The sequence below is a fragment of the Enterobacter cloacae complex sp. P1B genome (assembly GCF_014982345.1).
Lineage (GTDB): Bacteria > Pseudomonadota > Gammaproteobacteria > Enterobacterales > Enterobacteriaceae > Enterobacter > Enterobacter bugandensis.
This window is the reverse complement of sequence record NZ_JADCLF010000008.1, coordinates 19407-44692: the sequence shown is the minus strand read 5'-3', so window position 1 is coordinate 44692 and position 25286 is coordinate 19407. Positions and strand designations below refer to the sequence as shown.

The following is a 25286-nucleotide window of genomic DNA, read 5'->3' as shown; positions in this document are numbered from 1 at the left end:
CCCGACAGATGATGACGACGCTTGAAATTCCATCTGTGCTTTCCAGTTCGCAGCGCCGCTGCCAGGTGCTTTTGATGCTTTACCTGCCCGATGCTGCCGTCACCGCACAGAGCATAATCGCTGCCAACGGCGTGGACGAGGTCATGGCACGGCAAGATATAGCCGAGACGCGCGATGAAATCCAGCGCTATCACCGGCTGGATATCGTCACGCACCATGACGGTAGCTACCGAATTGAAGGCACTGCCCTGAATCAGCGTTTATGTCTGCTGCACTGGCTGCGCAGGGCGCTCCGCCTTTGTCCGCAGTTTGTCTCGCACCAGTTTACCCCAGCCTTAAAAACCGCGCTTAAACAGCACGGCATCGCGCGGCCGCTCTACGACGATGCTAATCTGCGGGCGCTGATCGGCTTCTGCTCACGCAAGCTGCAGCGTCAGTTTGAATGCCGGGACGTCCAGTTCTTACAGCTCTACTTGCAATACTGCCTCATCCAGCACCACTTAGGGAATACGCCGCAGTTTTCCCACGCGCAGCGCAGCTGGACCCAGTCGCGGGGAGAGTATTTTACGGCGCAGGAAATTGTTCGTCACTGGAAGCGGCGCGTGCCGCAGGGCGCGCACGTGGATGAGCAGCTGTTTCTGGCGCTGCTGTTTATGATGCTCCGCACGCCCGATCCAGTGCTCGATAAACACCAGCAGGATCAGCGCCTCCGCCGCGCCATTGTGCGCATGGTGGCCCGTTTCCGCTCCCAGACCGGGATGAACTTCAGCGATGAGCAGGGGCTGACCGATCAGCTGTATATCCATCTGGCTCAGGCGCTGGACCGCTCGCTGTTTGAGATCGGCATCGACAATAGCCTGCCTGAGGAAATTCACCGTCTCTATCCCCGGCTGTTACGCACCACGAAAGAGGCACTCTTTGAGCTGGAAGCCGAATTTGGGCTGCGGTTCTCCGATGAAGAGATGGCGCTGGTAGCGGTTATTTTCGGCGCCTGGCTGATGCAGGAGACCGATCTGCATGAAAAACAGGTAGTGCTGCTGACCGGGGAGGATAAATCCTGTGAGGAGGTGATTGAACAGCAGCTGCGCGAATTAACCCTGCTGCCGCTCAACATTCGCTATCTGACGCTGCAGGCGTTCCAGAAAGAGGGGGCACCGCGCGAAGCCGCGCTGGTTATCACCCCCTATCCTACCGTGCTGCCGCTGTTCTCGCCGCCGCTGATCCACGCGGTTGAATCACTTAACGCGCAGCAGCAGGAACATATTCGCGCCATGCTGGAATCGTAGCTACGCCCGTGCGGCCACTTTCGGTCGAACAAACATCGCCGGGAGCGCCACCAGCGCCATGACCCAGAACACGCCGTGTCCCAGATGCTGATACAGAAAGCCCGCAAAGACCGTCATCACCGCAATGCTGCCGCCCATCGCCACCGCAGAGTAGACCGCCTGCAGACGGATCACGTCCCCGCCCTCGCGCGCCGCGATATAGCGCATCGCCGCCAGGTGGCACACGGTGAAGGTGCCACAGTGAAGGATCTGCGCCATAATCAGCCACGGCAGTTCGGTCGTCCAGCCCATAATCCCCCAGCGCGCCACGCCGCAGACCGCGGAAAGCAGCAGCAGATCGCGCGCGCCGAAGCGGCGGAACAGCTTTTTGCTCAGGGCGAAAATAATGACTTCTGCCACCACCCCCAGCGACCACAGGTAACCGACCGCAGAGGCCGAGTAGCCCGCCCCCTGCCAGTAGATGGCGCTGAAGCCATAGTACGCCGCATGCGCCCCCTGAAGCAGACAGACGCACGCCAGAAAACGCCAGCTCTGGGCCACCAGGCTCCGCCAGGCGGGCCAGCCGGCGCTCTCCTGATGGCGACTCTCCCCTTGCGGCATCACCGACGGGCGCAGCAGCATGCCCAGCAGCATCGAGGCAATACCGATACTCAGCAGCGCCAGAATCGCGCGGTAGTCGTAAAGGCTGACCAGTTTCCCCACCAACGCCGAGCCGATCACGAAGGCAATCGATCCCCAGAGGCGCACGCGACCATAGTCCATGGTGATCTGCTTTTGCCAGGTGTTCGCCAGCGCATCCGTCAGGGGTACCAGCGGGGAGAAGAACAGATTAAAGCCAACCATCACTACCATCAGCCAGGCAAACTGGTGGCTGACCCAGAAGCAGGCCGCGAAGACCAGCGTCAGCAGGGCCAGAATGCGCACCGCTTTAATCAGTAAGGAGGGATCGCTGACGCGGGGGGCAATCAGCAGGCTTCCGAGGAAACGCGCCACCAGCCCCGCGCCCAGCAGGATGCCAATGGTTTCTGGCGTCAAACCAATTCCCTTGAGCCAGACGCTCCAGAAAGGCAGAAAAATACCGTAGCTAAAGAAGTAGGTGAAGTAGCTGAGCGCCAGCCAGCGCGTGGAATGCAAGACCATGAATCCCTCCCGAAATGGAGGCGATAGTCTGGCGTTTATCCTGCACTTTAGCAAGTCGTTAGCGCGCTATAAATTAACGATAAATTAACCTCCTGGACAGCCGGTCAGCGTATGGCGTGAGCGGCAAAATTGTATTACGTTTAAAAGACATCGCCTGAAGAGGTCGTTTGCCATGAACAGCTTACGTTATTTCGATTTCGGCTCCTCACGCTCCTTCCTGCTATTGATTGCCCGTATTGCCATCGTTGTCCTGTTTATTATTTTTGGCTATCCCAAGCTGACGGGGTTTAGCGGCACCGTTCAGTATATGACGTCGCTCGGCGCCCCCATGCCGATGCTGGCGGCCATTATCGCCGTAGTAATGGAGGTTCCCGCCGCGATCCTGATCGTGCTCGGCTTTTTCACCCGCCCCCTCGCGGTGCTCTTTGTCTTCTATACGCTGGGCACGGCGATTATTGGTCACCACTACTGGGATATGACCGGAGATGCGGTTGTGCCGAATATGATTAATTTCTACAAGAACGTCAGTATTGCTGGCGCGTTTATTTTGCTGGCGATTGTGGGACCGGGGGCCATTTCCCTGGACCGGCGTTAAGCCATAAAAAAAGGCCGCAAGCGCGGCCTTTTTTATTTCTGCAAAGCAGAGGAATTATGCGTATACCGGGAAGCGTGCGCAGATATCCAGAACTTTACCTTTGACGCGCTCGATAACCGCTTCGTCATTGATGTTGTCCAGAACGTCACACATCCAGCCAGCCAGCTCTTTCACTTCCGCTTCTTTAAAGCCGCGACGCGTCACGGCCGGAGAACCGATACGGATACCGGAGGTCACGAACGGGCTCTTCGGATCGTTTGGCACGCTGTTTTTGTTCACGGTGATGTTGGCGCGGCCCAGGGCAGCGTCAGCTTCTTTACCGGTCAGGTTCTTATCAACCAGGTCCAGCAGGAACAGGTGGTTTTCAGTCCCGCCGGATACCACTTTGTAGCCACGGTTCAGGAACACTTCCACCATCGCTTTGGCGTTCTTAGCAACCTGCTGCTGATACACCTTGAACTCTGGCTCCATCGCTTCTTTCAGCGCGACCGCTTTTGCGGCGATAACGTGCATCAGCGGGCCGCCCTGCGCGCTTGGGAACACGGCAGAGTTCAGTTTTTTGTACAGCTCTTCGTCACCGCCTTTCGCCAGGATCAGGCCACCGCGTGGACCCGCCAGGGTTTTGTGAGTAGTGGTGGTCACAACGTGAGCGTGAGGAACCGGGTTCGGGTAAACGCCTGCGGCAATAAGGCCCGCAACGTGCGCCATGTCAACGAACAGGTACGCGCCGATGCTGTCTGCGATTTCACGCATTTTTGCCCAGTCAACGATACCGGAGTAAGCAGAGAAGCCACCGATGATCATCTTCGGCTTGTGCTCTTTGGCCTGCTTAGCCATGTCTTCGTAGTCAATTTTACCGGACTCATCAATACCGTAAGGAATGATGTTGTACAGTTTGCCGGAGAAGTTAACCGGGGAGCCGTGAGTCAGGTGGCCGCCCTGCGCCAGGTTCATACCCAGAACGGTATCGCCCGGCTGCAGCAGCGCGGTGTAAACAGCGAAGTTAGCCTGAGAGCCGGAGTGCGGCTGAACGTTCGCGTAGTCAGCGCCGAAGAGTGCTTTCGCACGGTCGATAGCCAGCTGCTCAACGATATCAACGTACTCGCAACCGCCGTAGTAGCGCTTGCCCGGGTAACCTTCAGCGTATTTGTTGGTCAGCTGAGAGCCCTGCGCCTGCATTACGCGCGGGCTGGTGTAGTTTTCGGAGGCGATCAGTTCGATGTGCTCTTCCTGACGTACTTTTTCCTGCTCCATAGCCTGCCACAGTTCGGCATCATAATCGGCAATGTTCATTTCACGCTTTAACATCCGCATCTCCTGACTCAGCTAACAAGTAAATTTTGGCCTGAAAAGGCAGTCCTGTTGGACGACGGGCAACAGTATAACTGAATAGTTCTGTGATAACAGGTCTTGACAAACGATTTTACGCAAACGTTTTCCTTCACGCCACGCAAGGGTTTGAGGAATAAAGATCTCACTATTTCCAGCGGATTTCTTTTCAGGTTTGTGATGCGTATTTTTCATCTTGCAAAGAACCATTTACAAAGCATGGGTATTTTTTATAAGATGCATTTAAAATACATCATTAGGTTATATCAGAAGGAAGCTGCCATGCTCGACGCTCAAACCATCGCTACCGTTAAAGCCACCATTCCCCTGCTGGTGGAAACCGGCCCTAAACTTACCGCCCATTTCTACGATCGCATGTTCACGCACAATCCGGAGCTCAAAGAGATTTTCAATATGAGCAACCAGCGTAACGGCGATCAGCGTGAAGCGCTTTTCAACGCCATCGCGGCCTACGCCAGCAACATCGAAAACCTGGAGGCGTTGCTGCCCGCGGTGGAAAAAATCGCCCAGAAGCACACAAGCTTCCAGATCCAACCCGAGCAGTACAACATCGTCGGCACTCACCTGCTGGCAACGCTGGACGAAATGTTCAGCCCGGGCCAGGAGGTGCTGGACGCCTGGGGTAAAGCCTACGGCGTGCTGGCAAACGTGTTTATCAACCGTGAAGCGCAGATCTACAGCGAAAACGCCAGCAAGAACGGTGGCTGGGAAGGAACGCGCGCCTTCCGTATCGTCGAGAAAACGCCGCGCAGCGCGCTTATCACCAGTTTTGAATTTGAGCCGGTTGACGGCCAGCCGGTGGCCGATTACCAGCCGGGCCAGTATCTGGGCGTATGGCTGAAGCCTGAAGGCTTCCCGCATCAGGAGATCCGCCAGTACTCTCTGACCCGCAAACCAAACGGCAAAGGCTACCGCATTGCGGTGAAGCGCGAGGACGGCGGTCAGGTATCCAACTGGCTGCATAACGAAGCGAGCGTGGGCGACGTGATCCATCTGGCCGCGCCGGCGGGCGACTTCTTTATGGCCATTGAAAACAATATCCCGGTCACGCTGATCTCCGCGGGCGTGGGCCAAACGCCAATGCTGGCGATGCTGGATACGCTGGCGAAAGCAAACCACAGCGCGCAGGTTAACTGGTTCCACGCAGCGGAGAACGGCGACGTCCACGCCTTTGCGGATGAAGTGAAAGCGCTGGGAGCGACCCTGCCGCGTTTCACCGCGCATACCTGGTATCGCCTGCCGACGGAGGCAGACCGCACTGCCGCACGCTTTGACAGCGAAGGACTGATGAATTTAAGCCAGATGGAAGGGGCGTTTAGCGCGCCGGAAATGCAGTTCTACGTCTGTGGACCCGTGGCGTTTATGCAGTATGCCGCGAAGCAGCTGGTTGAGCTGGGCGTGAATAAAGACAACATTCATTACGAATGTTTCGGGCCGCATAAGGTGCTGTAACGCAAAAAGCCCCTCGTTCGAGGGGCTTTTTTTCGCCGGGTGGCGAATGGTTAAATCGCGGCGTCGTCTTCTTCGCCGGTACGGATACGGATCACGCGCGCCACATCAAAGACGAAGATTTTCCCGTCGCCAATTTTGCCCGTCTGCGCCGTGCGGATAATGGTATCCACGCAGGTATCGACGATATCGTCGCTGACCACGATTTCAATTTTCACTTTCGGCAGAAAGTCGACCATGTACTCTGCGCCACGATAAAGCTCGGTGTGGCCCTTCTGACGACCAAAACCTTTCACTTCCGTCACGGTCATCCCGGTGATGCCTACTTCCGCCAGCGCTTCACGTACATCATCCAGTTTGAAAGGTTTAATAATCGCATCAATCTTTTTCATGGTGGGTCCTTAAACTCTTGCCTGTAAGCTGCCTCGTAATCGATTGCTCACAGTACCATACGGCATTACTCTTTAAAATCGTTTGCTTCCAGCTCGTGGCGTGAGAGCAGCTTATAGAACTCGGTGCGGTTGCGTCCGGCCATCCGCGCCGCGTGGGTCACGTTGCCTTTGGTGATCTGCAGCAGCTTGCGCAGATAGTTCAGCTCGAACTGGTTACGCGCTTCCGCAAACGTCGGCAAGGCCGTGTTCTCCCCTTCCAGCGCCTGTTCCACCAGCGCGTCGCTGATAACGGGCGAGGACGTTAGCGCCACGCACTGCTCAATCACGTTCACCAACTGGCGCACGTTACCCGGCCAACTGGCGGCCATCAGCCGTTTCATCGCATCAGTCGAAAAGGCGCGCACGAACGGTTTATGCCGATCTGCCGCCTGGCGCAGGAGGTGATTCGCCAGCAGCGGAATATCTTCCGCACGCTCCGCCAGCGCCGGGATCTTCAGGTTCACCACGTTCAGACGGTAGTAGAGATCTTCACGGAACTCGTTGCGGGCCATCACTTTGGGCAAGTCGCGGTGGGTAGCGGAAATGATTCGCACGTTAATATCAATATCGCGGTTGCTACCCAACGGGCGCACTTTGCGCTCCTGAAGTACGCGCAACAGTTTGACCTGCAGCGGCGCAGGCATGTCGCCAATTTCGTCGAGGAACAGCGTGCCGCCTTCCGCGGCCTGGAAGAGCCCTTCCCGGCTGCTTACCGCGCCGGTAAATGCGCCGCGGGCATGGCCAAAAAGTTCAGACTCAAGAAGCTGCTCTGGGAGGGCACCGCAGTTAATGGCGATAAAGGCATTTTTACTGCGCGGGCTGGCGTTGTGGATCGCCTGCGCCAGGATCTCTTTCCCGGTTCCGCTCTGGCCGTTAATCAACACGCTGACGTCTGACTGTGCGACCATTCGCGCCTGCTCAAGCAGACGCAGCATTATCGGGCTGCGGGTGACGATAGATTCACGCCATGCGTCGTCTCCGGAGGGCGCGGCGTGCTCCAGCGCGCTGTCGATAGCTTTGTAGAGCGCGTCTTTATCTACCGGCTTGGTGAGGAAGCTGAACACGCCCTGCTGGGTTGCGGCGACGGCATCCGGGATTGACCCGTGCGCCGTCAGGATAATGACCGGCATGCCAGGCTGCTGCTTCTGGATTTCGGCGAACAGCTGCATGCCATCCATTTCGTCCATCCGCAGGTCGCTGATCACCAGGTCAATCTTTTCGCGGCTGAGGACTTTAAGCCCCTCCTGCCCGCTTTCCGCGGTCACCACGGTGTAGCCTTCACTGACCAGACGCATCCCCAGCAGCTTTAACAGGCCGGGATCGTCATCCACCAGTAAAAGATGGGCTGGTTTACGGCTCGTCATGCTTCACATCCTCTTGTTTCGGCATATCGCTGTCCGGTGCAGCAGATGAACTACCAGGCTGATATTTACGCGACGAGAGCTGTCTTTCGATATCGGTCAGGTTTTCCAGCTTTCGCGTCGTGGTATCCAGCTGAGTACGTAAATGCTGTTGCTGTTGGCGCAGCGTATCCAGCTCGCTGTCGGTTGACTGCTGTAGCTTGCTGTAGCGGGAGCGCTCTTCAGACAGCTGCAGCTGTAACGTCTGCCCATCCCGCCAGAGCTGGTATACCGGGCGCACCTGTGCGGGAAGATTGATCACAAACGTGTCCAGGCGGGTCACGTTGGCCCGACGTTCAACGGGGGTAATTTTCGCATCGGCCAGTAAAATCCCACGCTTGAACGCGTCCTGCCAGGTGTCTTCATCCAGCATCGCCGCCTTCATGCGGGCGTCTACCGGCGCAAGCCGCTGGGCGCAATCTATTCCGCGCAGCCAGAACAGCGGGTTATTTTCGACATCATGCCCTGACAGATTCCAGATATCCTCACAGCGGGTAGAGAGGAAATCCGCCAGCTGGTTATCGGGCCATTTGTCTTCCTGTTTACCGCTTATCGCACTTTGCGGCGCATGGGAAACGCACCCCGCCAGAACTAAACAGGGCAGACTCAGGCGACCCGCTTTGCTGGAAAACACCGCGCGTATGGCGCGGAAAAAGACGTGTGACATACTCACCAGATATAGATTCATTTTATTAATTTTTCCGGCTCAGGGGCAGTTCAATACGGAAGCAAACATCTGAACGTTCGTCCGTGGCAATGTTTAGCTCACCCTGCATGCGTCGTATGCAGTCCCGGGCAATGCTTAATCCCAGACCGCTTCCTTTTACCGCGCCTTTCCGCTGATGACTCCCCTGGAAAAAGGGTTCGAAGATCATAGTTTTTTCGTCATCGGGGATCGGGGTGCCGGTGTTTGCGACGTCAATAAACACCCGGGAGCCCTTCGTATAACTTCGGATATAAATGTTACCGGATTCAGTACCATAGTGCACCGCATTGGAGTAAAGATTATCCAGAACGCTCATTAATAGCATGGGTTCAGCCAGGCAGGTCTGCGCATTCAGCTCCACCCCGGTATGCATCATTTTAGCTCTTGCCGGCAAGCTATGGGCGGAGATCACCATATCCACCAGTGGCTCAATCTCCACCTCTTCCAGTACCACCGTCCCGTCAGCCAGCTTGCGGTTATAATCCAGAAGCTGCTCGATCAGCTTTTGCAAATTGCGGCTGCTGGCGTCCAGAATTTCGACAATCTCTTTCTGCTCCGGCGTAAGTGGCCCTGCCACCTCGTCCGCCAGCAGCTCCGTTCCTTCACGCATGCTGGCCAGCGGGGTTTTCAGCTCATGGGAAATATGGCGAAGGAACTGATGACGCTGGGATTCCAGCCACGCCAGGCGCTCGGATAGCCAGATAATGCGCTGACCGACGGATCGCAGCTCGCGCGGGCCTTTAAAGGCAACCGTATCCCCGAGCGATTTCCCCTCCCCCAGGCGGTTGATCATACGCTGAATACCCTTTACCGGGCCGATGATCATGCGGGTAAAGAGCAGCACCAGCCCGAGGCTCACCAGGAACAGCACCAGCGCCTGCCAGCCAAAGAACTGGCCGCGCTCGGCAATCTCCTGCTGCAGCTGCTGGCCGCGAGAGAAAATGACCGTGCGCGTTGACTGCACCATTTCGGTATTGGCGGCGGCGAATGCCTCAAGGCGCGCGGCGGCAGCCGCATCCGGGCCGCTGTTCTGGCACTGCAGCTGCGCGAGATCGTTCAGATCCTGACGTAACGCCTGATACAGCCTGTCGTCCGGCAGCACGCCCGCGTGGGCATCCAGCATTTCGCTGTAGCGCTTGCGCTGGCTCTGGTAGACCTTCTCCAGCGTCCGATCGTCGAGCACGCAGTACTGACGATAGCTACGCTCCATCTCCAGCGCGGCGTTGGTCATCGCTTCACTGCGTCTGGCATCGATAAGCGTGGTGCGGTTCGTCAGCGCCGCCTGGGCACTCAGCGCGTTGAGGCTCTGCCATGCCTGCCAGGCGAGGATCAGCAGCGGCAGCAGGATCAGCAGAAAGGCCATCATCACGAGCTGTCGCAGGGAGCGGGGAAAAACGGGCCAGCGTTTCAACGCATTACTCTCTTCATGGGGGTTTACGGAGAGCGTAACTGAGTCTGCCCTTCAGATACAACAAAGCCGGGTAAAAACCCGGCTTTGTTATGGAATAAGGCGGTGCCTAACTCGACGTTTCGCCCTGGCCTGATAAAGCATCGCTATGATCAGTAGTTGGACGGCAGGCACCTTTTTGTGCGTCATTCGAAGTTTATGTAGCACGTCCCGAAGGGGCTGACATAAGAAGGTGAATGAGCCACTGGTTAATATTATGCAACACCCATGCCAGAATGCAAAACAAAATATTAACACATTGAAATATATATCTTTTATTCGTTTAATCTATTTGTTGTGCGCTGAATGATTTCCAGGCTAAGTGTCGCTATTAAGCAACACCTTAACGGGAACCTTTCCTGCCATATATAAATCAATGAGTTAAATGTCTCCATTTGGAGACACCCCTATACCATCTTTGTCGCAATTTTGCGACACGCATAAAAAAACCCGGTGGCGCTACGCTCACCGGGCCTACAAAGTACCTGCTTTACATCTTAACCCAGCTGTTTACGCGCGTTGCGGAAGATACGCATCCACGGGCTGTCCTCGCCCCAGTTTTCCGGGTGCCAGGAGTTGCTCACGGTACGGAACACGCGTTCAGGGTGCGGCATCATGATGGTCGCGCGACCGCTTTCGCTGGTCACCGCCGTAATACCATTGACGGAGCCGTTCGGGTTCGCCGGATAGGTTTCCGTGACCTTGCCGAAGTTATCGACAAAGCGCAGCGCCACCAGGCCTTTGTTCTCGAGCTGCGCCAGATGGGCCGCATCGCGCACTTCTACCTGACCTTCGCCGTGGGAAACGGCGATTGGCATCTGAGAGCCAACCATCCCCTGCAGCAGCAGAGACGGGCTCTGAGTCACTTCAACCAGACTGAAGCGCGCTTCGAAGCGGTCGGACTGGTTGCGCACAAAGCGTGGCCAGGCTTCGCTGCCCGGGATCAGCTCGCGCAGGTTAGACATCATCTGGCAGCCGTTGCACACGCCCAGCGCCAGGGTTTGCGGACGATGGAAGAAGGTCTCGAACTCGTCGCGCACGCGGCTGTTAAACAGAATGGACTTCGCCCAGCCTTCGCCTGCGCCCAGCACGTCGCCGTAGGAGAAACCGCCGCACGCCACCAGCGCATGGAAATCTTCCAGACCGATACGCCCGGCCAGCAGGTCGCTCATGTGGACATCGATAGCGTCAAAGCCCGCGCGGTGGAAGGCCGCAGCCATCTCAACGTGGGAGTTAACGCCCTGCTCGCGCAGCACGGCCACTTTCGGGCGCGCGCCGGTCGCAATGTACGGCGCAGCGATATCTTCGTTGATGTCGAAGGAAAGCTTCACGTTCAGGCCAGGATCCTGGTCATTCGCTTTCGCGTTATGCTCCTGATCGGCGCATTCCGGGTTATCGCGCAGGCGCTGCATCTGCCAGGTGGTTTCTGCCCACCACATGCGCAGCGTGGTGCGGCTTTCGCTGAACACGGCGTGACCGTCGGCCTCAATGACGAAGCGGTCGCCCTGAACGGCTTTCCCCAGATAGTGGACGCAGTCTGCCAGACCGTGCTTCGCCAGAATCGCTTCCACCGCCTCGCGGTCTGCGGCGCGAACCTGAATCACCGCACCCAGTTCTTCGTTAAACAGCGCCGCCAGGCGGTCTTCGCCAAGCGTTGCAATGTTCGCTTCCACGCCGCAGTGGCCGGTGAAGGCCATCTCTGCCAGGGTCACCAGCAGGCCGCCGTCGGAACGGTCGTGGTAGGCCAGCAGCTTGCGCTGTGCCACCAGCGCCTGAATTGCGTCGTAGAAGCCTTTTAGCTGCGCCACGTCGCGCACGTCGGCTGGCTTGTCGCCAAGTTGACGGTAAACCTGCGCCAGTGCGGTGGCGCCCAGCGCGTTGTGGCCTTTACCCAGGTCAATCAACAGCAGGGCGTTATCTTCGGTCGCCAGCTGCGGCGTAACGGTATGGCGCACGTCTTCCACGCGGGCAAACGCGGTGATCACCAGCGACAGCGGAGACGTCATCTCGCGCTGCTCGTTACCCTCCTGCCAGCGGGTTTTCATCGACATGGAGTCTTTACCCACCGGAATGGTCAGGCCGAGGGCTGGACACAGCTCCTCACCCACCGCTTTCACGGCTTCATACAGGCCCGCGTCTTCCCCCGGGTGACCGGCTGCCGCCATCCAGTTCGCGGAAAGTTTGATACGTTTGATGTCGCCAATCTGCGTCGCCGCGATGTTGGTCAGCGCTTCACCAACCGCCAGTCGTGCAGAGGCGGCGAAGTCCAGCAGCGCCACCGGGGTGCGTTCGCCCAGCGCCATCGCTTCACCGTAGTAGCTGTCGAGGCTCGCGGTGGTCACGGCGCAGTTCGCCACCGGGATCTGCCACGGGCCAACCATCTGATCGCGGGATACCATACCGGTCACGGTACGATCGCCGATGGTGACCAGGAAGGTTTTCTCAGCAACAGCAGGCAGGTGCAGCACGCGATTAACGGCTTCTGCCACGGTGATGCCCTGGCGATCCAGCGCTTTGCCCGCCGCTTTACGGGTCTGCACATCGCGGGTCATCTTCGGCGTTTTGCCGAGCAGCACGTCCAGCGGCAGATCGATAGGCTGGTTGTCGAAATGGGTGTCGCTCAGAGTCAGGTGCTGCTCTTCGGTCGCTTCACCGATGACGGCATACGGCGCGCGTTCGCGGCGGCACAGCTCGTCAAACAGCGGCAGCTGGTCGGCCGCAACCGCCAGCACATAGCGCTCCTGGGATTCGTTACACCAGATTTCGAGCGGGCTCATGCCCGGCTCATCGCTCAGGATATCGCGCAGGTTGAAACGGCCACCGCGACCGCCGTCGCTCACCAGCTCCGGCATAGCGTTGGACAGGCCGCCCGCGCCCACGTCGTGGATGAACAAAATCGGGTTAGCATCGCCCAGCTGCCAGCAGCGGTCGATCACTTCCTGGCAGCGACGCTCCATCTCAGGGTTGTCACGCTGCACGGATGCGAAGTCGAGATCCGCATCAGACTGGCCGGAGGCCATAGAGGAGGCCGCACCGCCGCCCAGACCGATGTTCATCGCCGGGCCGCCCAGCACGATCAGCTTCGCGCCGACGACGATCTCGCCTTTCTGCACGTGATCGGCACGGATGTTGCCGATCCCGCCCGCCAGCATGATCGGTTTGTGGTAGCCACGCAGCTCTTCGCCGTTGTGGCTGTCCACCTTCTCTTCGTAGGTACGGAAGTAACCGTTCAGCGCCGGACGTCCAAATTCGTTGTTAAACGCCGCGCCGCCCAGCGGGCCTTCGGTCATGATATCCAGCGCGGTCACGATGCGCTCTGGCTTGCCGAAATCTTCTTCCCATGGCTGTTCAAAGCCAGGGATGCGCAGGTTAGAAACGGAAAAGCCGACCAGACCCGCTTTTGGTTTCGCCCCACGACCGGTCGCCCCTTCGTCACGGATTTCGCCGCCGGAGCCGGTCGCCGCACCCGGCCACGGAGAAATGGCCGTCGGGTGGTTGTGGGTTTCCACTTTCATCAGAATATGCGCAGGCTCCTGATGGAAGTCATAGCGCCCTGCTTCGCGATCGGCGAAGAAGCGGCCCACCTCGGAACCTTCCATCACCGCGGCGTTGTCTTTATAGGCAGACAGCACGTGATCAGGGGTTTGTTCCATGGTGTTTTTGATCATTTTGAACAGCGACTTCGGCTGCTGTTCGCCGTCGATAATCCAGTCGGCGTTGAAAATCTTATGGCGGCAGTGCTCAGAGTTGGCCTGCGCGAACATGTAGAGTTCGATGTCGTTCGGGTTGCGGTTGAGCTTAACGAACGCGTCCTGCAGGTAGTCAATTTCGTCTTCTGCCAGCGCCAGGCCGAGACGCAGGTTGGCGTCAATCAGCGCCTGGCGGCCCTGCCCCAGCAGGTCCACGCTCTGTACCGGCGCAGGCTGATGATGGGAGAAAAGCTTCTGTGCGTCATCAAGAGAGGCAAACACGCTCTCCATCATGCGGTCGTGCAATTCAGCCGCAACCGCCTGCCACTGCGCGTCGCTCAGGGTAGAGGCTTCGACGTAGTACGCTACGCCGCGCTCCAGACGGTTAATCTGGCTCAGGCCGCAGTTGTGGGCAATGTCGGTGGCTTTGGAAGACCAGGGGGAGATGGTGCCCGGACGCGGCGTCGCAAGGATCAGTTTGCCGGTTGGCGTATGGCTGCTCAGATTTGGGCCATACTTGAGCAGGCGTTCCAGCTGTACGCGCTCCTCTGCATTCAGGGGGGCATTCAGGTCAGCAAAATGGACATACTCAGCGTAAATATTGCTTACCGGAAGGTCGGCCGCCTGAAAACGTGCCAGCAGTTTGGTAATACGGAAGGCAGACAGTGCAGGCGAACCACGCAGAATTTCCATCATAAGTCTCTCGTCTTCGAAGCGCCGGGGCGCTTACAGTGTGCGCAAGGGGGGAAAACGGGCGTCATTATAGAGAATCCTGAGCGCCGACGAAACCGTTTGCGTCGAAATAAAATCGACTTCAGCGTTTAACAATAGATGTGACCTGTCTCTCTAATTGGTTGCCAAGTGGCGCAAGTTTACGCAAAATGCCGCTCATTCAATGACAAACCTTATGATTAACATGGCTACAGCAGACTGAGGCAACCGGCGTCGCAGAGAATTAACTAATTGAAAAAATTAAAGATTAATTATCTGCTCATCGGCATTGTAACGTTGCTGCTGGCAGTGGCCCTCTGGCCTTCCATCCCCTGGTTCGGCAAAGCCGAAAATCGTATCGCCGCCATTCAGGAGCGGGGGGAACTGCGCGTCAGTACCCTCAACTCTCCGCTGATTTACAGCGACATCAACGGCAAAATTATTGGTCTGGATTATGAGCTGGCGCAGCAGTTTGCCGATTATCTGGGCGTGAAGCTTAAAATTACCGTCCGCCAGAACATCAACCAGCTGTTTGACGACCTGGACAACAACAACGCCGATATCCTCGCTGCCGGGCTGGTCTATAACAGCGAGCGCAGCAAGAACTACCAGCCGGGCCCGACCTACTACTCCGTTTCCCAGCAGCTGGTTTATCGCGTCGGGAGCCTGCGCCCGCGTACGCTTGCCTCGATCAACGCGCAACAGCTGACGATTGCTCCCGGCCACGTAGTGATTGACGACCTGCGTGAGTTAAAGGAGAAAAAATACCCGGATCTGAGCTGGACGGTTGACCCTAAACTCGGCACGACGGAGCTGCTGGAGCAGGTCAAAGATCAGAAACTGCCCTACACCATCGCCGATTCGGTGGCGATCAGCCTGTTCCAGCGGGTGCATCCTGAAATCGCCGTGGCGCTGGACGTGACGGACGAACAGCCGGTGACCTGGTTTACCCATCTGGATGATGACCAGACCCTCTCGGCGGCCATGCTGGATTTTTATAACACCATCAATGAAGACGGCACGCTGGCGCGACTTGAGGAGAAGTACCTCGGCCACGGGGATGACTTTGACTACGTTGACACCCGCAGCTTCCTGCGCGCGGTTGACAGCGTCCTGCCTGACCTGCAGCCGCTTTTCGAAAAATATGCCCAGGAGATTGACTGGAAACTGCTGGCGGCTATCTCGTACCAGGAGTCCCACTGGGACACTCAGGCCACGTCGCCAACGGGCGTACGCGGACTGATGATGTTAACCAAAAATACCGCGCTGAGCCTGGGCGTTAACGACCGTACCGATGCGGAACAGAGCATCAGCGGCGGGGCGCGCTACCTGCAGGATATGATGGCTAAAGTCCCGGAAACCGTGCCGGAAGAGGAACGGATCTGGTTTGCGCTGGCGGCCTACAACATGGGCTACGCGCACATGCTTGACGCGCGGGCTCTGACGGCGAAAACGAAGGGAAACCCGGACAGCTGGTCAGACGTAAAACAGCGCCTGCCGCTGCTGAGCCAGAAGCCATGGTACAACAAGCTGACGTATGGCTACGCGCGCGGACATGAAGCCTACGCCTACGTGGAAAATATACGTAAGTATCAGATTAGCCTGGTCGGCTATCTGCTGGAGAAAGAGAAAGAGGCAACAGAGGCAAAACAGCTGGCGGAAAGTTATCCGGTTGTGGCGCCGGACGAGCTTAATCATCCGACAACTTCAATTCTGCCTTTTGTTGCTTTTTCTGCTGACGGCGCATTCGAAAGAAATCGCTTAATAGCCCCGAACACTCTGGTGCAAGTACCCCACCGATAGTCTGCACCTGATGATTCATTCCGGGATGACCCAGCACGTCCATCAGTGAACCGGCCGCACCGGTTTTTTCATCCCGCGCTCCAAACACCAGGGTACCGATTCGGCTGTGCACCATCGCCCCGGAGCACATCACGCAGGGTTCAAGGGTGACGTACAGGGTGGTATCAAGCAGACGATAGTTTTGCAGCACCAGCCCGCCCTGACGAAGCGCCATAATTTCGGCGTGCGCGGTAGGATCGTGGCGGCCAATAGGACGGTTCCACCCTTCCCCAATCACCCGGTTGTTATGAACCAGCACCGCGCCCACGGGCACTTCGCCCTCGTCCCAGGCTCGTTGAGCCAGCGCCAGCGCGTGGCGCATCCAGTATTCATGATTGTGTTCTGAGGTGGACAAGGGCTGATACTCCAGTCGAAAAGCGGGCGGCATTATACACAGCCCTTACAGATAAGACTATTCGAGTTGCTGAAGTTCACCGAGGGGAGTAACGCGCCAGCGGTGCTGGCAAAAATAGAGCAGCGGGTTGTCCTGCTTGCTGTCGCTGTAGCCGCTGTAAAGACGCAGCGGCGTGCCGATGCGTTTTTCCAGCTGGACCACTTTTTCATGCCCCAGACAGCGCATCGTCAGGACCCAGCCGCCGTAGCCGCGGGAAATTTGCGTGGCGATAAGATTTACGCGCGGCAGCCAGGGGGTATCAAAGTAGACCTGCTCCACCAGCGTCTGCGGGGAGCCGGTAATCAGCCAGATATCGGCATCGTTGGCGTCAAGATAGCTGGTCAGGCGCGCCTGCACCACGGGAAACGCGGCAACGTGGCCGCGGAACCAGAGAGCGAACTCCTTTTCGAGCTGTTTGAGCCGCGCTTCGCTGTGGCCAAACGTACATCCCCACAGCAGCAGGCTCATCGGCCAGCGCGCCGCCCGGCCTTTTACCAGCAGCGCGATGCCAATGAGGGGTAAGAGCGGTAAGACGAGCAGCGCGTTCAGAGGCTGACGCCGCAGCAGGTAGCGCATAAACGTACCAAACATATCCTGCTGATGCAGCGTTCCATCCAGATCGAAAAAGACAACGCGACGCTCGTGATTGGCCAAACCTTACTCCTCTGGGTCGTTGAATCCTAACAGCCAGGTAAACAGGAACCCGGCGATCACCGCTACTAAATAGCCTAACAGATAGAGCATGACTTTTCCGGTCACGATGGTTAATGCCAGCGGTAAACCGGAGAGACCAAAGGTGATAACGGTGGCGACTTTCCAGTAGCTGATGAGAGCCCCGCCTACCGCGCCCCCCAGACAGGCCGCAAGGAACGGTTTACCCAGCGGCAGCGTGACGCCGAATATCAGCGGCTCGCCAATGCCGAGCAGCCCGACCGGCAGCGCCCCTTTAATCACTTTTTTCAGGCGCGCGTTGCGGGTTTTCATCAGGACGGCAATCGCTGCCCCCACCTGCCCGACGCCCGCCATCGAGAGAATAGGCAGCAGCGCGTTATAACCGTGCGCCTGCACCAGCTCGACGTGGATCGGCACCAGCCCCTGATGCAGGCCGGTCAGCACCAGCGGCAGGAAGGTACCTGACAGCACCGCCCCCACCAGCAGGCCGCCGCGGTCGATAGCCAGAGACGCGCCGTGGGCGATGGCATCAGAGATCCACCCGCCTAGTGGCTGAAGAACCACAATCGCGACGCTACCGGTAATTAACGTGGTCAGCAGCGGGTTGAGGATAAGCTCAATCGAGCCAGGCAGAACCGCGCGTAGCTTTTTCTCGATCCAGCACATAAGAATAACCACCAGCAGCACGGCAATCACCCCGCCGCGACCAGGCTGGAGCGCCTCGCCAAACAGCGTGATTTGCGCCAGCTGCGGGCTGGACAAGATCCCTGCCATTACGCCGCCCATGGCCAGCGAGCCGCCAAACACCTTCGCGGTATTGACCCCGACCAGGATGTTCATAATGGCAAACACCGCGCTGCCGAAGATCCCGAGAATGCCCAGCAGGTTCGGATACTGCGTGGCAAAATCCCCGACGATATCTGGCCGCTTAAGGATGTTGATGATCCCGGTGATCAAGCCGGAAGCTATAAACGCCGGGATCAGCGGGATAAAGACGTTTGCCAGCTGTCGCAGCGCATCGCTCATAGGAGCTTTGTATTTGGCCTTCGCCTGCGCTTTGGTGCGTTCAGCGTCGTCAACCGTCACGCTTGCACCGCCGACCATCAGCGCGCGCATGGCGTCGACAACCTGCGCCGCCTTGCCCGGCCCGACGATCAGCTGGTGTTGCTGCCCCTGTTTCACGTAGCCACTGACGCCGGACAGCTTCTTCAGGCCCGGCACGTCAAGCTGGTCGTCGTTATGCACCTCGACGCGCACGCGCGTCATGCAGTTTTCCAGACGCTGAATATTTTGTTCCCCGCCTATCCCCTGCAGGATATCGCTGGCGAGCGCTGCTGTTTTGTCCATAAACGCCTCTGCTAGTTTTCTAAAGCCGCCCGTAAGAAGCCGTTGTGCGCGTCGAGTTTGGCTCGCGCGGCCGCCGCGTCCAGCCCGCTTAAGATCATTAAAATGGCCGGTTTAACGTCGTGATCGGTCTGCCTGAGCACCGCTTCTGCCTCTTCACGGCCCGCGCCTGTCGCCTCCATCACCATGCGGCAGGCTCTGTCCACCAGCTTGACGTTGGTGGCCTGCATATCGACCATCAGGTTCTGGTAGACCTTGCCGAACTTCACCATCGCACCGGTGGAGATCATATTGAGCACCAGCTTTTGCGCGGTCCCGGATTTCAGGCGCGTGGAGCCGGTGAGCGCTTCCGGCCCAACGACCGGAGAGATGGCGATAGCGGCCACCTGCGCAATCGGCGAGCCGGGGTTGCAGGAGATGGCGACCGTCGTGCAGCCGGTCCGGTTGGCGTATTCCAGGCCGCCAATGACGTACGGCGTGCGCCCGGATGCCGCCAGGCCGACCACCAGATCGTTCGCCGTCAGGTTCAGATCCTTCAGGTCATCCTCACCCAGCTGTTTATTGTCCTCCGCCCCTTCAACGGCCTTCAGCAGCGCGCCGGGACCACCAGCAATCAGGCCAACCACCAGGCCGTGCGGAACGCCAAAGGTGGGCGGACATTCCGAGGCATCAAGCACCCCGAGACGCCCGCTGGTACCGGCCCCCATATAGATAATGCGACCACCGGCCTTAAGAGCTTCCGCCGCCGCATCGACCGCTTTCGCCACCTCTGGCAATGTCTCTTTCACTGCCTGCGCGACCAGCGTATCCTGTTGATTAAAGCGGTTAACCAGCTCCAGGGTGGAGAGCGCATCCAGATCCATGGTTTGCGGGTTACGCGTTTCAGAAACAAGTGAGCCAAGATTCATTTTTTGTACCTCAAGAATTTTTAATTCATAATAATCACACTATAATGGAATATAAAATTCATTCAGGCGAGCAGAATTCGTTTTTGCGCAGACAATCACATTTCCGCCGGGAGTACTCATGAACTGTTTAATTCGCATTCGCCAGCGCTACGCCGGCTTTGCTCAAAGCGACAAAAAGCTGGCGGATTTTCTGCTTTCTCAGCCCGATCGCGCCCGCCACCTCAGCTCACAGCAGCTGGCAAGCGAAGCTGGAGTGAGCCAGTCAAGCGTGGTGAAATTTGCCCAGAAGATCGGGTTTAAGGGTTTTCCCGCTCTTAAGCTGGCAATCAGCGAAGCGCTGGTGAGTAACCCGAATCCGCAGTCCATGCCGGTGCATAACCAGATCCGCGGCGATGACCCGATGCGTCTGGTTGGGGAAAAGCTGATCAAGGAGAACGTGGCGGCCATGCACGCCACGCTGGACGTGAATACCGAAGAGAAATTACTGGAAAGCGTGGCGATGCTGCGGGCGGCGCGGCGAATTATTTTAACCGGTATTGGCGCGTCCGGTCTGGTGGCCCGTAATTTTGGCTGGAAGCTGACTAAAATCGGTTTTAACGCAATCGTCGAGCAGGATATGCACGCCCTGCTGGCGACCGTGCAGGCGATGGATCCTGACGATCTGCTGCTGGCCATCTCCTACTCCGGCGAGCGCCGCGAGATCAACATGGCGACCGACGAAGCCCTGCGCGTCGGCGGCAAAATTCTGGCGATCACCGGCTTTACGCCTAATGCGCTGCAGCAGCGGGCAACGCGCTGTTTGTATACCATTGCCGAAGAGCAGGCCACGCGCAGCGCGGCAATTTCGTCCACCAGCGCACAAATGATGCTGACGGACCTGCTGTTTATGGCGCTGGTACAGCAGGATCTGGAGCGCGCGCCCGAGCGCATTCGTCACAGCGAAGAACTGGTAAAGAAACTGGTTTGACGCGTATAATGCCCGCCCAGTTTGTGTTGTTTCTGAGAATTTCCTGATGGCGCTGTTAATTACCAAAAAATGCATCAATTGCGATATGTGCGAACCCGAATGCCCGAACCAGGCGATTTCGATGGGCGACAGCATTTACGAGATTAACAGCGACCGCTGTACGGAATGCGTCGGCCACTATGAGACGCCGACCTGCCAGAAGGTGTGCCCGATCCCCAACACAATTCTGAAGGATCCGACACACGTCGAGAGCGAAGAGCAGCTGTGGGATAAATTTGTCCTGATGCACCACGCGGACAAAATTTAGCTTTCGATAATCACCGTCGCGCTGGCATAGTGACGTTCATCTGCGATCGTCACGTGCATATGATTCACCCCTAGCTTCTCCGCCAGCTTTTGCGCTTCACCCCACAGACGCAGGCTCGGTTTGCCCAGCTCATCATTAAAAACTTCGAACTGGTTAAATGCCAGGCCGTTACGAATGCCGGTCCCGAAGGCTTTGGCTGCCGCCTCTTTTACCGCAAAGCGCTTTGCCAGAAAACGCACCGGCTGCTGGTGCGCTTCCCAGATGGCCCATTCGTTATCGCTCAGCACGCGCCTTGCCAGGCGATCGCCGCTCCGGGCGATCACCGCTTCAATGCGGGCTATTTCGACGATATCGGTGCCTAAGCCCAAAATGGCCATTACTGACGCGCTTCCAGCATCAGGCGTTTCATCTCTGAAACCGCCTCTTTCAGGCCGCTCATCACCGCGCGGCCAATAATGGCGTGGCCGATGTTCAGCTCGTGCATTTCCGGCAGGGCGGCAATGGCCTTCACGTTGTGGTAGGTCAGGCCGTGACCGGCATTAACCTTCAGTCCCAGGCTCGCGGCGTAGGTGGCCGCTTTGGCGATACGCTCCAGCTCTTTGGCCTGCTCGGCATCGTTTTTAGCATCGGCATAGCAGCCGGTGTGAATTTCGATATACGGCGCGCCCACGTCGGCTGCCGCTTTAATCTGCGCGAAATCGGCGTCGATAAACAGAGAAACCAGGATACCGGCATCCGCCAGGCGCTTGCAGGCATCGCGCATTTTGTCCTGCTGCGCCGCCACGTCCAGCCCGCCTTCGGTGGTCACTTCCTGGCGTTTTTCCGGCACCAGGCAGCAGAAGTGCGGTTTGGTCTCGCAGGCAATGGTCAGCATCTCTTCGGTGACCGCCATCTCCAGATTCATACGGGTGTCCAGCGTCTGACGAAGAATGCGCACGTCGCGGTCGGTAATGTGGCGGCGGTCTTCACGCAGGTGAACGGTAATGCCGTCGGCACCAGCCTGTTCAGCGATAAACGCCGCCTGAACCGGATCGGGATACGCCGTGCCGCGCGCGTTGCGCAGGGTGGCGATGTGGTCGATGTTGACGCCTAACAGTAATTCAGCCATGACAATCCTCGGTTTTCTTTCTGATGCTGTGGTCTAACGTTTGGGCATAAACTGCCTGAATAATTCGCGGCTCTTTAAGGGCTTGCCGCCAAGATACGGCTTGAGGGCAATCCGGGTAAAGCGTTTTGCTGCGCGCAGGGTGTCGGCGTCCGGAAACTCGCGTTCATAAAGTGCTCTGAGCTGGCGTCCGGTAAAAGTACTGTTATCAACGACGACGCTGGCAATAAAGCCTTTTTCTTCGCGGTAGCGGTAGGTCATGGTGTCTTCCACCTCATCACCGCTGCCTGCGCAGTGCAGAAAATCCACGCCGTACCCGAGGTGGCCCAGCAGCGCCAGTTCGAAACGACGCAGGGCGGGTTCGGGCGTGCCGGTCGCACCCGCCAGTGCCTGGATACAGTGCAGATAATCGAAGAAAAGTTCCGAGAAGCGAGTCTCATGTTCAAGGACGCGGGAGATGAGCTCGTTGACATACAGACCGCTGTAGAGCGTGATGCCAGAAAGGGGAAGCGCCAGAGAGACGGCTTCAGCGCTGCGCAAGGTTTTGACTTCCCCTCGCCCGCCAAAGCGAACCAGCAGCGGCGTAAAAGGCTGTAGGGCCCCCTTCAGATTAGAACGTTTGGAACGTGCGCCTTTCGCAACAAGGCGCACGCGGCCCGACTCTTCCGTGAAGACGTCCAGCATCAGGCTGGTTTCGCTCCAGGGACGACTATGGAGAACGAAGGCGCGCTGCCAACCTTCCATTATACTCGTCGTCTTGAGTTACTGATCTTCGCCGTAACCGAGGCTGCGCAGAGCACGCTCATCATCGGCCCAGCCAGATTTCACCTTCACCCACAGTTCCAGATGAACTGGCGCTTCGAACATCTCCTGCATGTCTTTACGGGCTTCGATACCGATGGTTTTGATCTTGGCGCCTTTGTTGCCGATCACCATCTTCTTCTGCCCTTCGCGCTCGACGAGGATCAGGCCGTTAATGTCGTAGCCACCGCGCTCGTTGCTCTGGAAACGCTCGATCTCCACCGTCACAGAGTACGGCAGCTCGGCGCCCAGGAAACGCATCAGCTTTTCACGGATGATTTCAGACGCCATAAAGCGCTGAGAGCGATCGGTGATGTAGTCTTCCGGGAAGTGGTGAATCGCTTCCGGTAGATGCTTACGTACGATGCCCGCGATGGTATCAACGTTCAGGCCGGTCTCAGCAGACAGCGGAACGATATCGAGGAAGTTCATCTGGCTGCCCAGCCACTGCAGGTGCGGCAGCAGGTCAGCTTTTTCCTGCACGTTGTCAACTTTGTTGACCGCGAGGATCACCGGCGTTTTGCCGTCACGCAGCTTGTTCAGTACCATTTCGTCGTCCGGCGTCCAGCGGGTGCCTTCCACTACGAAAATCACCAGCTCTACGTCGCCGATGGAGCTGCTCGCCGCCTTGTTCATCAGACGGTTAATGGCGCGCTTCTCTTCCATGTGCAGGCCAGGGGTATCGACGTAGATTGCCTGATACGCGCCTTCAGTATGGATGCCGACGATGCGGTGACGCGTGGTCTGCGCCTTACGCGAGGTGATGGAAATCTTCTGCCCAAGCAGATTATTCAGCAGGGTGGATTTGCCGACGTTCGGACGTCCGACGATGGCAATAAATCCGCAATAGGTTTTTTCTTCGCTCATTCCAGCTCCAGCATTTTTAACGCCTGTTCGGCGGCAGCCTGTTCAGCCTTACGGCGGCTCGAACCTGTGCCCACCACCGGTTCACTCAGGCCACTGACCTGGCAATGGATGGTAAATTCCTGATCGTGCGCTTCGCCACGCACCTGCACCACCAGATAGGATGGCAGCGGCAGATGACGGCCCTGCAAATATTCCTGCAGGCGCGTTTTCGGATCTTTTTGTTTATCGCCCGGGCTAATTTCGTCCAGACGGGTCTGATACCAGTTAAGGATCAGCTTTTCTACGGTCTGGATATCGCTGTCCAGGAACACGCCACCAATTAATGCTTCGACCGTATCGGCAAGAATAGATTCACGACGGAAGCCGCCGCTTTTCAGTTCACCCGGCCCAAGACGCAGACATTCGCCCAGTTCAAATTCGCGCGCGATTTCAGCGAGGGTGTTGCCGCGCACCAGCGTGGCGCGCATGCGGCTCATATCACCTTCGTCCACGCGCGGGAAACGATGATAAAGCGCATTCGCAATCACGAAACTTAAAATAGAGTCACCCAGAAACTCGAGACGCTCATTATGTTTGCTGCTGGCACTGCGATGGGTTAATGCCTGTTGCAACAACTCCTGATGATGAAAAGTGTAGCCCAGCTTCCGTTGAAGCCGATTAATTACGATGGGGTTCATGCGATACCAATAAATGAATGCGTCAAAAATGCAGCACACGAAACCGACCTGAGAAAACCAACGCGGTTTCGTGTGCCGTGGCACCCTTGCAGGGCCAACCTTAAACTTCGGGGGAATATTCTATACACAACGACAGGGGATGTCGTTAGTTCAAAGAGATTTATCGAGGAAATAATTCACGTAGCCGCGAAATAACGCGGCTACGTGTTCTTTTCCTGAGAATTAATGGATTCCGCCAATACGATTCAGGCGCACCCCGGTCGGCCACTCGCCTTCCTGCTTCTCAAAACTCATCCAGATCGCGGTTGCTTTACCCACCAGATTCGCTTCCGGCACAAAGCCCCAGTAACGGCTGTCCGCGGAGTTATCGCGGTTATCGCCCATCATGAAGTAGTGTCCCGGCGGTACGATCCAGCTGGCCAGCTGCTGACCCGGCTGTTTGTAATACATCCCCACCTGGTCCTGCGCGATTGGCACGGTCAGAATGCGGTGAGTGACATCGCCCAGCGTCTCTTTGCGCTCAACCAGACGAATGCCGTTCTCTTTGGTTTCACCTTTTGGCACCTGGAAGAACCCGCTGGTCGCTTCACCGCCGTTACGACGGGCGAAAGTCTGCACGAAATCACTTGGCTCAACGTTTGAGTAGGTGATTGGCAGCGCGTTTTCACACGCGGTACCGGAGCTGCAGCCCGGCTGAACGGTGACTTCCTTCGCAACCGGATCGTAGGTCACTTTATCACCCGGCAGACCCACCGCGCGCTTAATGTAATCCAGACGCGGATCGTCCGGATATTTAAACACCACGATGTCGCCACGTTTCGGATGCCCCGTTTCGATCAGCGTTTTCTGGTAAATCGGATCTTTAATGCCGTAGGCAAACTTCTCAACCAGAATAAAATCACCGATCAGCAGCGTTGGCATCATTGATCCCGATGGGATCTGGAACGGCTCATAAATAAACGAACGTACCACCAGCACAATCGCCAGCACCGGGAACACCGACGCGCCCGTTTCCAGCCAGCCCGGTTTCGGGCCAACTTTCTTCAGGGTTTTCGCGTCAAGCGCATCGCCAGTCGCTGCCTGCGCGGCAGCCTGACGTTCACGGCGTTTTGGGGCGAAGATAAACTTATCCAGGCACCACAGCAGGCCTGTCACCAGCGTAGCGATGACCAGGATCAGGGCAAACATGTTCGCCATG

General features: G+C 57.5%; 23 protein-coding genes. 6 read left to right on the top strand and 17 right to left on the bottom strand.

Annotated features, from left to right (window positions below; all coding sequences use genetic code 11):
• Positions 1–8: 8 nt before the first annotated feature.
• A complete protein-coding gene (csiE, locus tag INF77_RS08715; RefSeq protein ID WP_049001532.1) occupies positions 9–1286 on the top strand; it encodes a stationary phase inducible protein CsiE in 1278 nt (425 codons plus the stop codon).
• Here the strand turns inward: csiE and INF77_RS08710 are convergent, their stop codons facing one another.
• On the bottom strand, positions 1287–2426 hold the full coding sequence (locus INF77_RS08710; RefSeq protein WP_028014081.1) for a 3-phenylpropionate MFS transporter: 1140 nt from the start codon (positions 2424–2426) through the stop codon (positions 1287–1289).
• A 172-nt stretch (positions 2427–2598) separates the two neighbouring features.
• Here INF77_RS08710 and INF77_RS08705 point away from each other — a divergent pair, with 172 nt between their 5' ends.
• On the top strand, positions 2599–3021 hold the full coding sequence (locus INF77_RS08705; RefSeq protein WP_028014082.1) for a DoxX family protein: 423 nt from the start codon (positions 2599–2601) through the stop codon (positions 3019–3021).
• 54 nt (positions 3022–3075) lie between these two features.
• Here the strand turns inward: INF77_RS08705 and glyA are convergent, their stop codons facing one another.
• Positions 3076–4329 (bottom strand): serine hydroxymethyltransferase, encoded by a 1254-nt coding sequence (gene glyA, locus INF77_RS08700; protein ID WP_025757663.1) that lies wholly within the window; start codon positions 4327–4329, stop codon positions 3076–3078.
• 303 nt (positions 4330–4632) lie between these two features.
• On the opposite strand from glyA, the gene hmpA reads away from it, so the two are divergent.
• On the top strand, positions 4633–5823 hold the full coding sequence (hmpA, locus tag INF77_RS08695; RefSeq protein ID WP_193532630.1) for an NO-inducible flavohemoprotein: 1191 nt from the start codon (positions 4633–4635) through the stop codon (positions 5821–5823).
• Positions 5824–5873: 50 nt separating this feature from the next.
• Here the strand turns inward: hmpA and glnB are convergent, their stop codons facing one another.
• The 5 genes from glnB to purL all read right to left on the bottom strand — a co-directional run bounded on the left by glnB (position 5874) and on the right by purL (position 14189).
• On the bottom strand, positions 5874–6212 hold the full coding sequence (gene glnB, locus INF77_RS08690; RefSeq protein ID WP_003860685.1) for a nitrogen regulatory protein P-II: 339 nt from the start codon (positions 6210–6212) through the stop codon (positions 5874–5876).
• A 65-nt stretch (positions 6213–6277) separates the two neighbouring features.
• A complete protein-coding gene (glrR, locus tag INF77_RS08685) occupies positions 6278–7615 on the bottom strand; it encodes a two-component system response regulator GlrR (RefSeq protein WP_028014084.1) in 1338 nt (445 codons plus the stop codon).
• Entirely contained in the window at positions 7602–8339 is a 738-nt protein-coding gene (gene qseG, locus INF77_RS08680; protein WP_028014085.1) for a two-component system QseEF-associated lipoprotein QseG, read from the bottom strand. The genes glrR and qseG overlap by 14 nt, the downstream gene beginning before the upstream one ends.
• Positions 8340–8343: 4 nt before the next feature.
• Entirely contained in the window at positions 8344–9768 is a 1425-nt protein-coding gene (qseE, locus tag INF77_RS08675) for a two component system sensor histidine kinase QseE/GlrK (protein ID WP_120247354.1), read from the bottom strand.
• A 533-nt stretch (positions 9769–10301) separates the two neighbouring features.
• Positions 10302–14189: a phosphoribosylformylglycinamidine synthase gene (gene purL, locus INF77_RS08670; protein WP_063155425.1), complete on the bottom strand. Its 3888-nt coding sequence runs from the start codon at positions 14187–14189 to the stop codon at positions 10302–10304.
• Between the two features lie 267 nt (positions 14190–14456).
• Between purL and mltF the strand changes: the two genes are divergently transcribed.
• Entirely contained in the window at positions 14457–16007 is a 1551-nt protein-coding gene (mltF, locus tag INF77_RS08665) for a membrane-bound lytic murein transglycosylase MltF (RefSeq protein ID WP_028014088.1), read from the top strand.
• Here mltF and tadA read toward each other — a convergent pair.
• Genes tadA through murQ form a run of 4 tightly spaced genes read right to left on the bottom strand, consistent with a single transcriptional unit; the run spans position 15895 to position 19364 of the window.
• Complete coding sequence (gene tadA, locus INF77_RS08660; RefSeq protein ID WP_048338854.1) at positions 15895–16434, bottom strand: tRNA adenosine(34) deaminase TadA; 540 nt, start codon at positions 16432–16434, stop codon at positions 15895–15897. The two genes, mltF and tadA, sit on opposite strands and share 113 nt — an antisense overlap.
• A gap of 24 nt (positions 16435–16458) precedes the next feature.
• Positions 16459–17094, bottom strand: coding sequence for a phosphatidylglycerophosphatase C (gene yfhb / locus INF77_RS08655; RefSeq protein WP_028014089.1), 636 nt, complete (start codon positions 17092–17094; stop codon positions 16459–16461).
• Between the two features lie 3 nt (positions 17095–17097).
• Positions 17098–18459, bottom strand: coding sequence for a PTS transporter subunit EIIC (locus tag INF77_RS08650; protein WP_028014090.1), 1362 nt, complete (start codon positions 18457–18459; stop codon positions 17098–17100).
• 11 nt (positions 18460–18470) lie between these two features.
• Positions 18471–19364, bottom strand: coding sequence for an N-acetylmuramic acid 6-phosphate etherase (murQ, locus tag INF77_RS08645; protein ID WP_047364180.1), 894 nt, complete (start codon positions 19362–19364; stop codon positions 18471–18473).
• A 118-nt stretch (positions 19365–19482) separates the two neighbouring features.
• Here murQ and INF77_RS08640 point away from each other — a divergent pair, with 118 nt between their 5' ends.
• Positions 19483–20331 (top strand): MurR/RpiR family transcriptional regulator, encoded by an 849-nt coding sequence (locus INF77_RS08640; protein WP_028014092.1) that lies wholly within the window; start codon positions 19483–19485, stop codon positions 20329–20331.
• A 46-nt stretch (positions 20332–20377) separates the two neighbouring features.
• Positions 20378–20638, top strand: coding sequence for a YfhL family 4Fe-4S dicluster ferredoxin (locus INF77_RS08635; RefSeq protein WP_028014093.1), 261 nt, complete (start codon positions 20378–20380; stop codon positions 20636–20638).
• Here the strand turns inward: INF77_RS08635 and acpS are convergent.
• The 6 genes from acpS to lepB all read right to left on the bottom strand — a co-directional run bounded on the left by acpS (position 20635) and on the right by lepB (position 25285).
• On the bottom strand, positions 20635–21015 hold the full coding sequence (gene acpS / locus INF77_RS08630; protein WP_023294331.1) for a holo-ACP synthase: 381 nt from the start codon (positions 21013–21015) through the stop codon (positions 20635–20637). The two genes, INF77_RS08635 and acpS, sit on opposite strands and share 4 nt — an antisense overlap.
• Entirely contained in the window at positions 21015–21746 is a 732-nt protein-coding gene (pdxJ, locus tag INF77_RS08625) for a pyridoxine 5'-phosphate synthase (RefSeq protein WP_193532629.1), read from the bottom strand. Before pdxJ ends, acpS begins: the two co-directional genes overlap by 1 nt.
• Before the next feature lie 33 nt (positions 21747–21779).
• A complete protein-coding gene (gene recO, locus INF77_RS08620; RefSeq protein ID WP_028014096.1) occupies positions 21780–22487 on the bottom strand; it encodes a DNA repair protein RecO in 708 nt (235 codons plus the stop codon).
• 18 nt (positions 22488–22505) lie between these two features.
• Positions 22506–23411: a GTPase Era gene (gene era / locus INF77_RS08615; RefSeq protein WP_028014097.1), complete on the bottom strand. Its 906-nt coding sequence runs from the start codon at positions 23409–23411 to the stop codon at positions 22506–22508.
• On the bottom strand, positions 23408–24088 hold the full coding sequence (gene rnc / locus INF77_RS08610; protein WP_003860711.1) for a ribonuclease III: 681 nt from the start codon (positions 24086–24088) through the stop codon (positions 23408–23410). The genes era and rnc overlap by 4 nt, the downstream gene beginning before the upstream one ends.
• Before the next feature lie 222 nt (positions 24089–24310).
• Complete coding sequence (lepB, locus tag INF77_RS08605) at positions 24311–25285, bottom strand: signal peptidase I (protein ID WP_047364182.1); 975 nt, start codon at positions 25283–25285, stop codon at positions 24311–24313.
• Between the last annotated feature and the right edge of the window lies 1 nt (position 25286).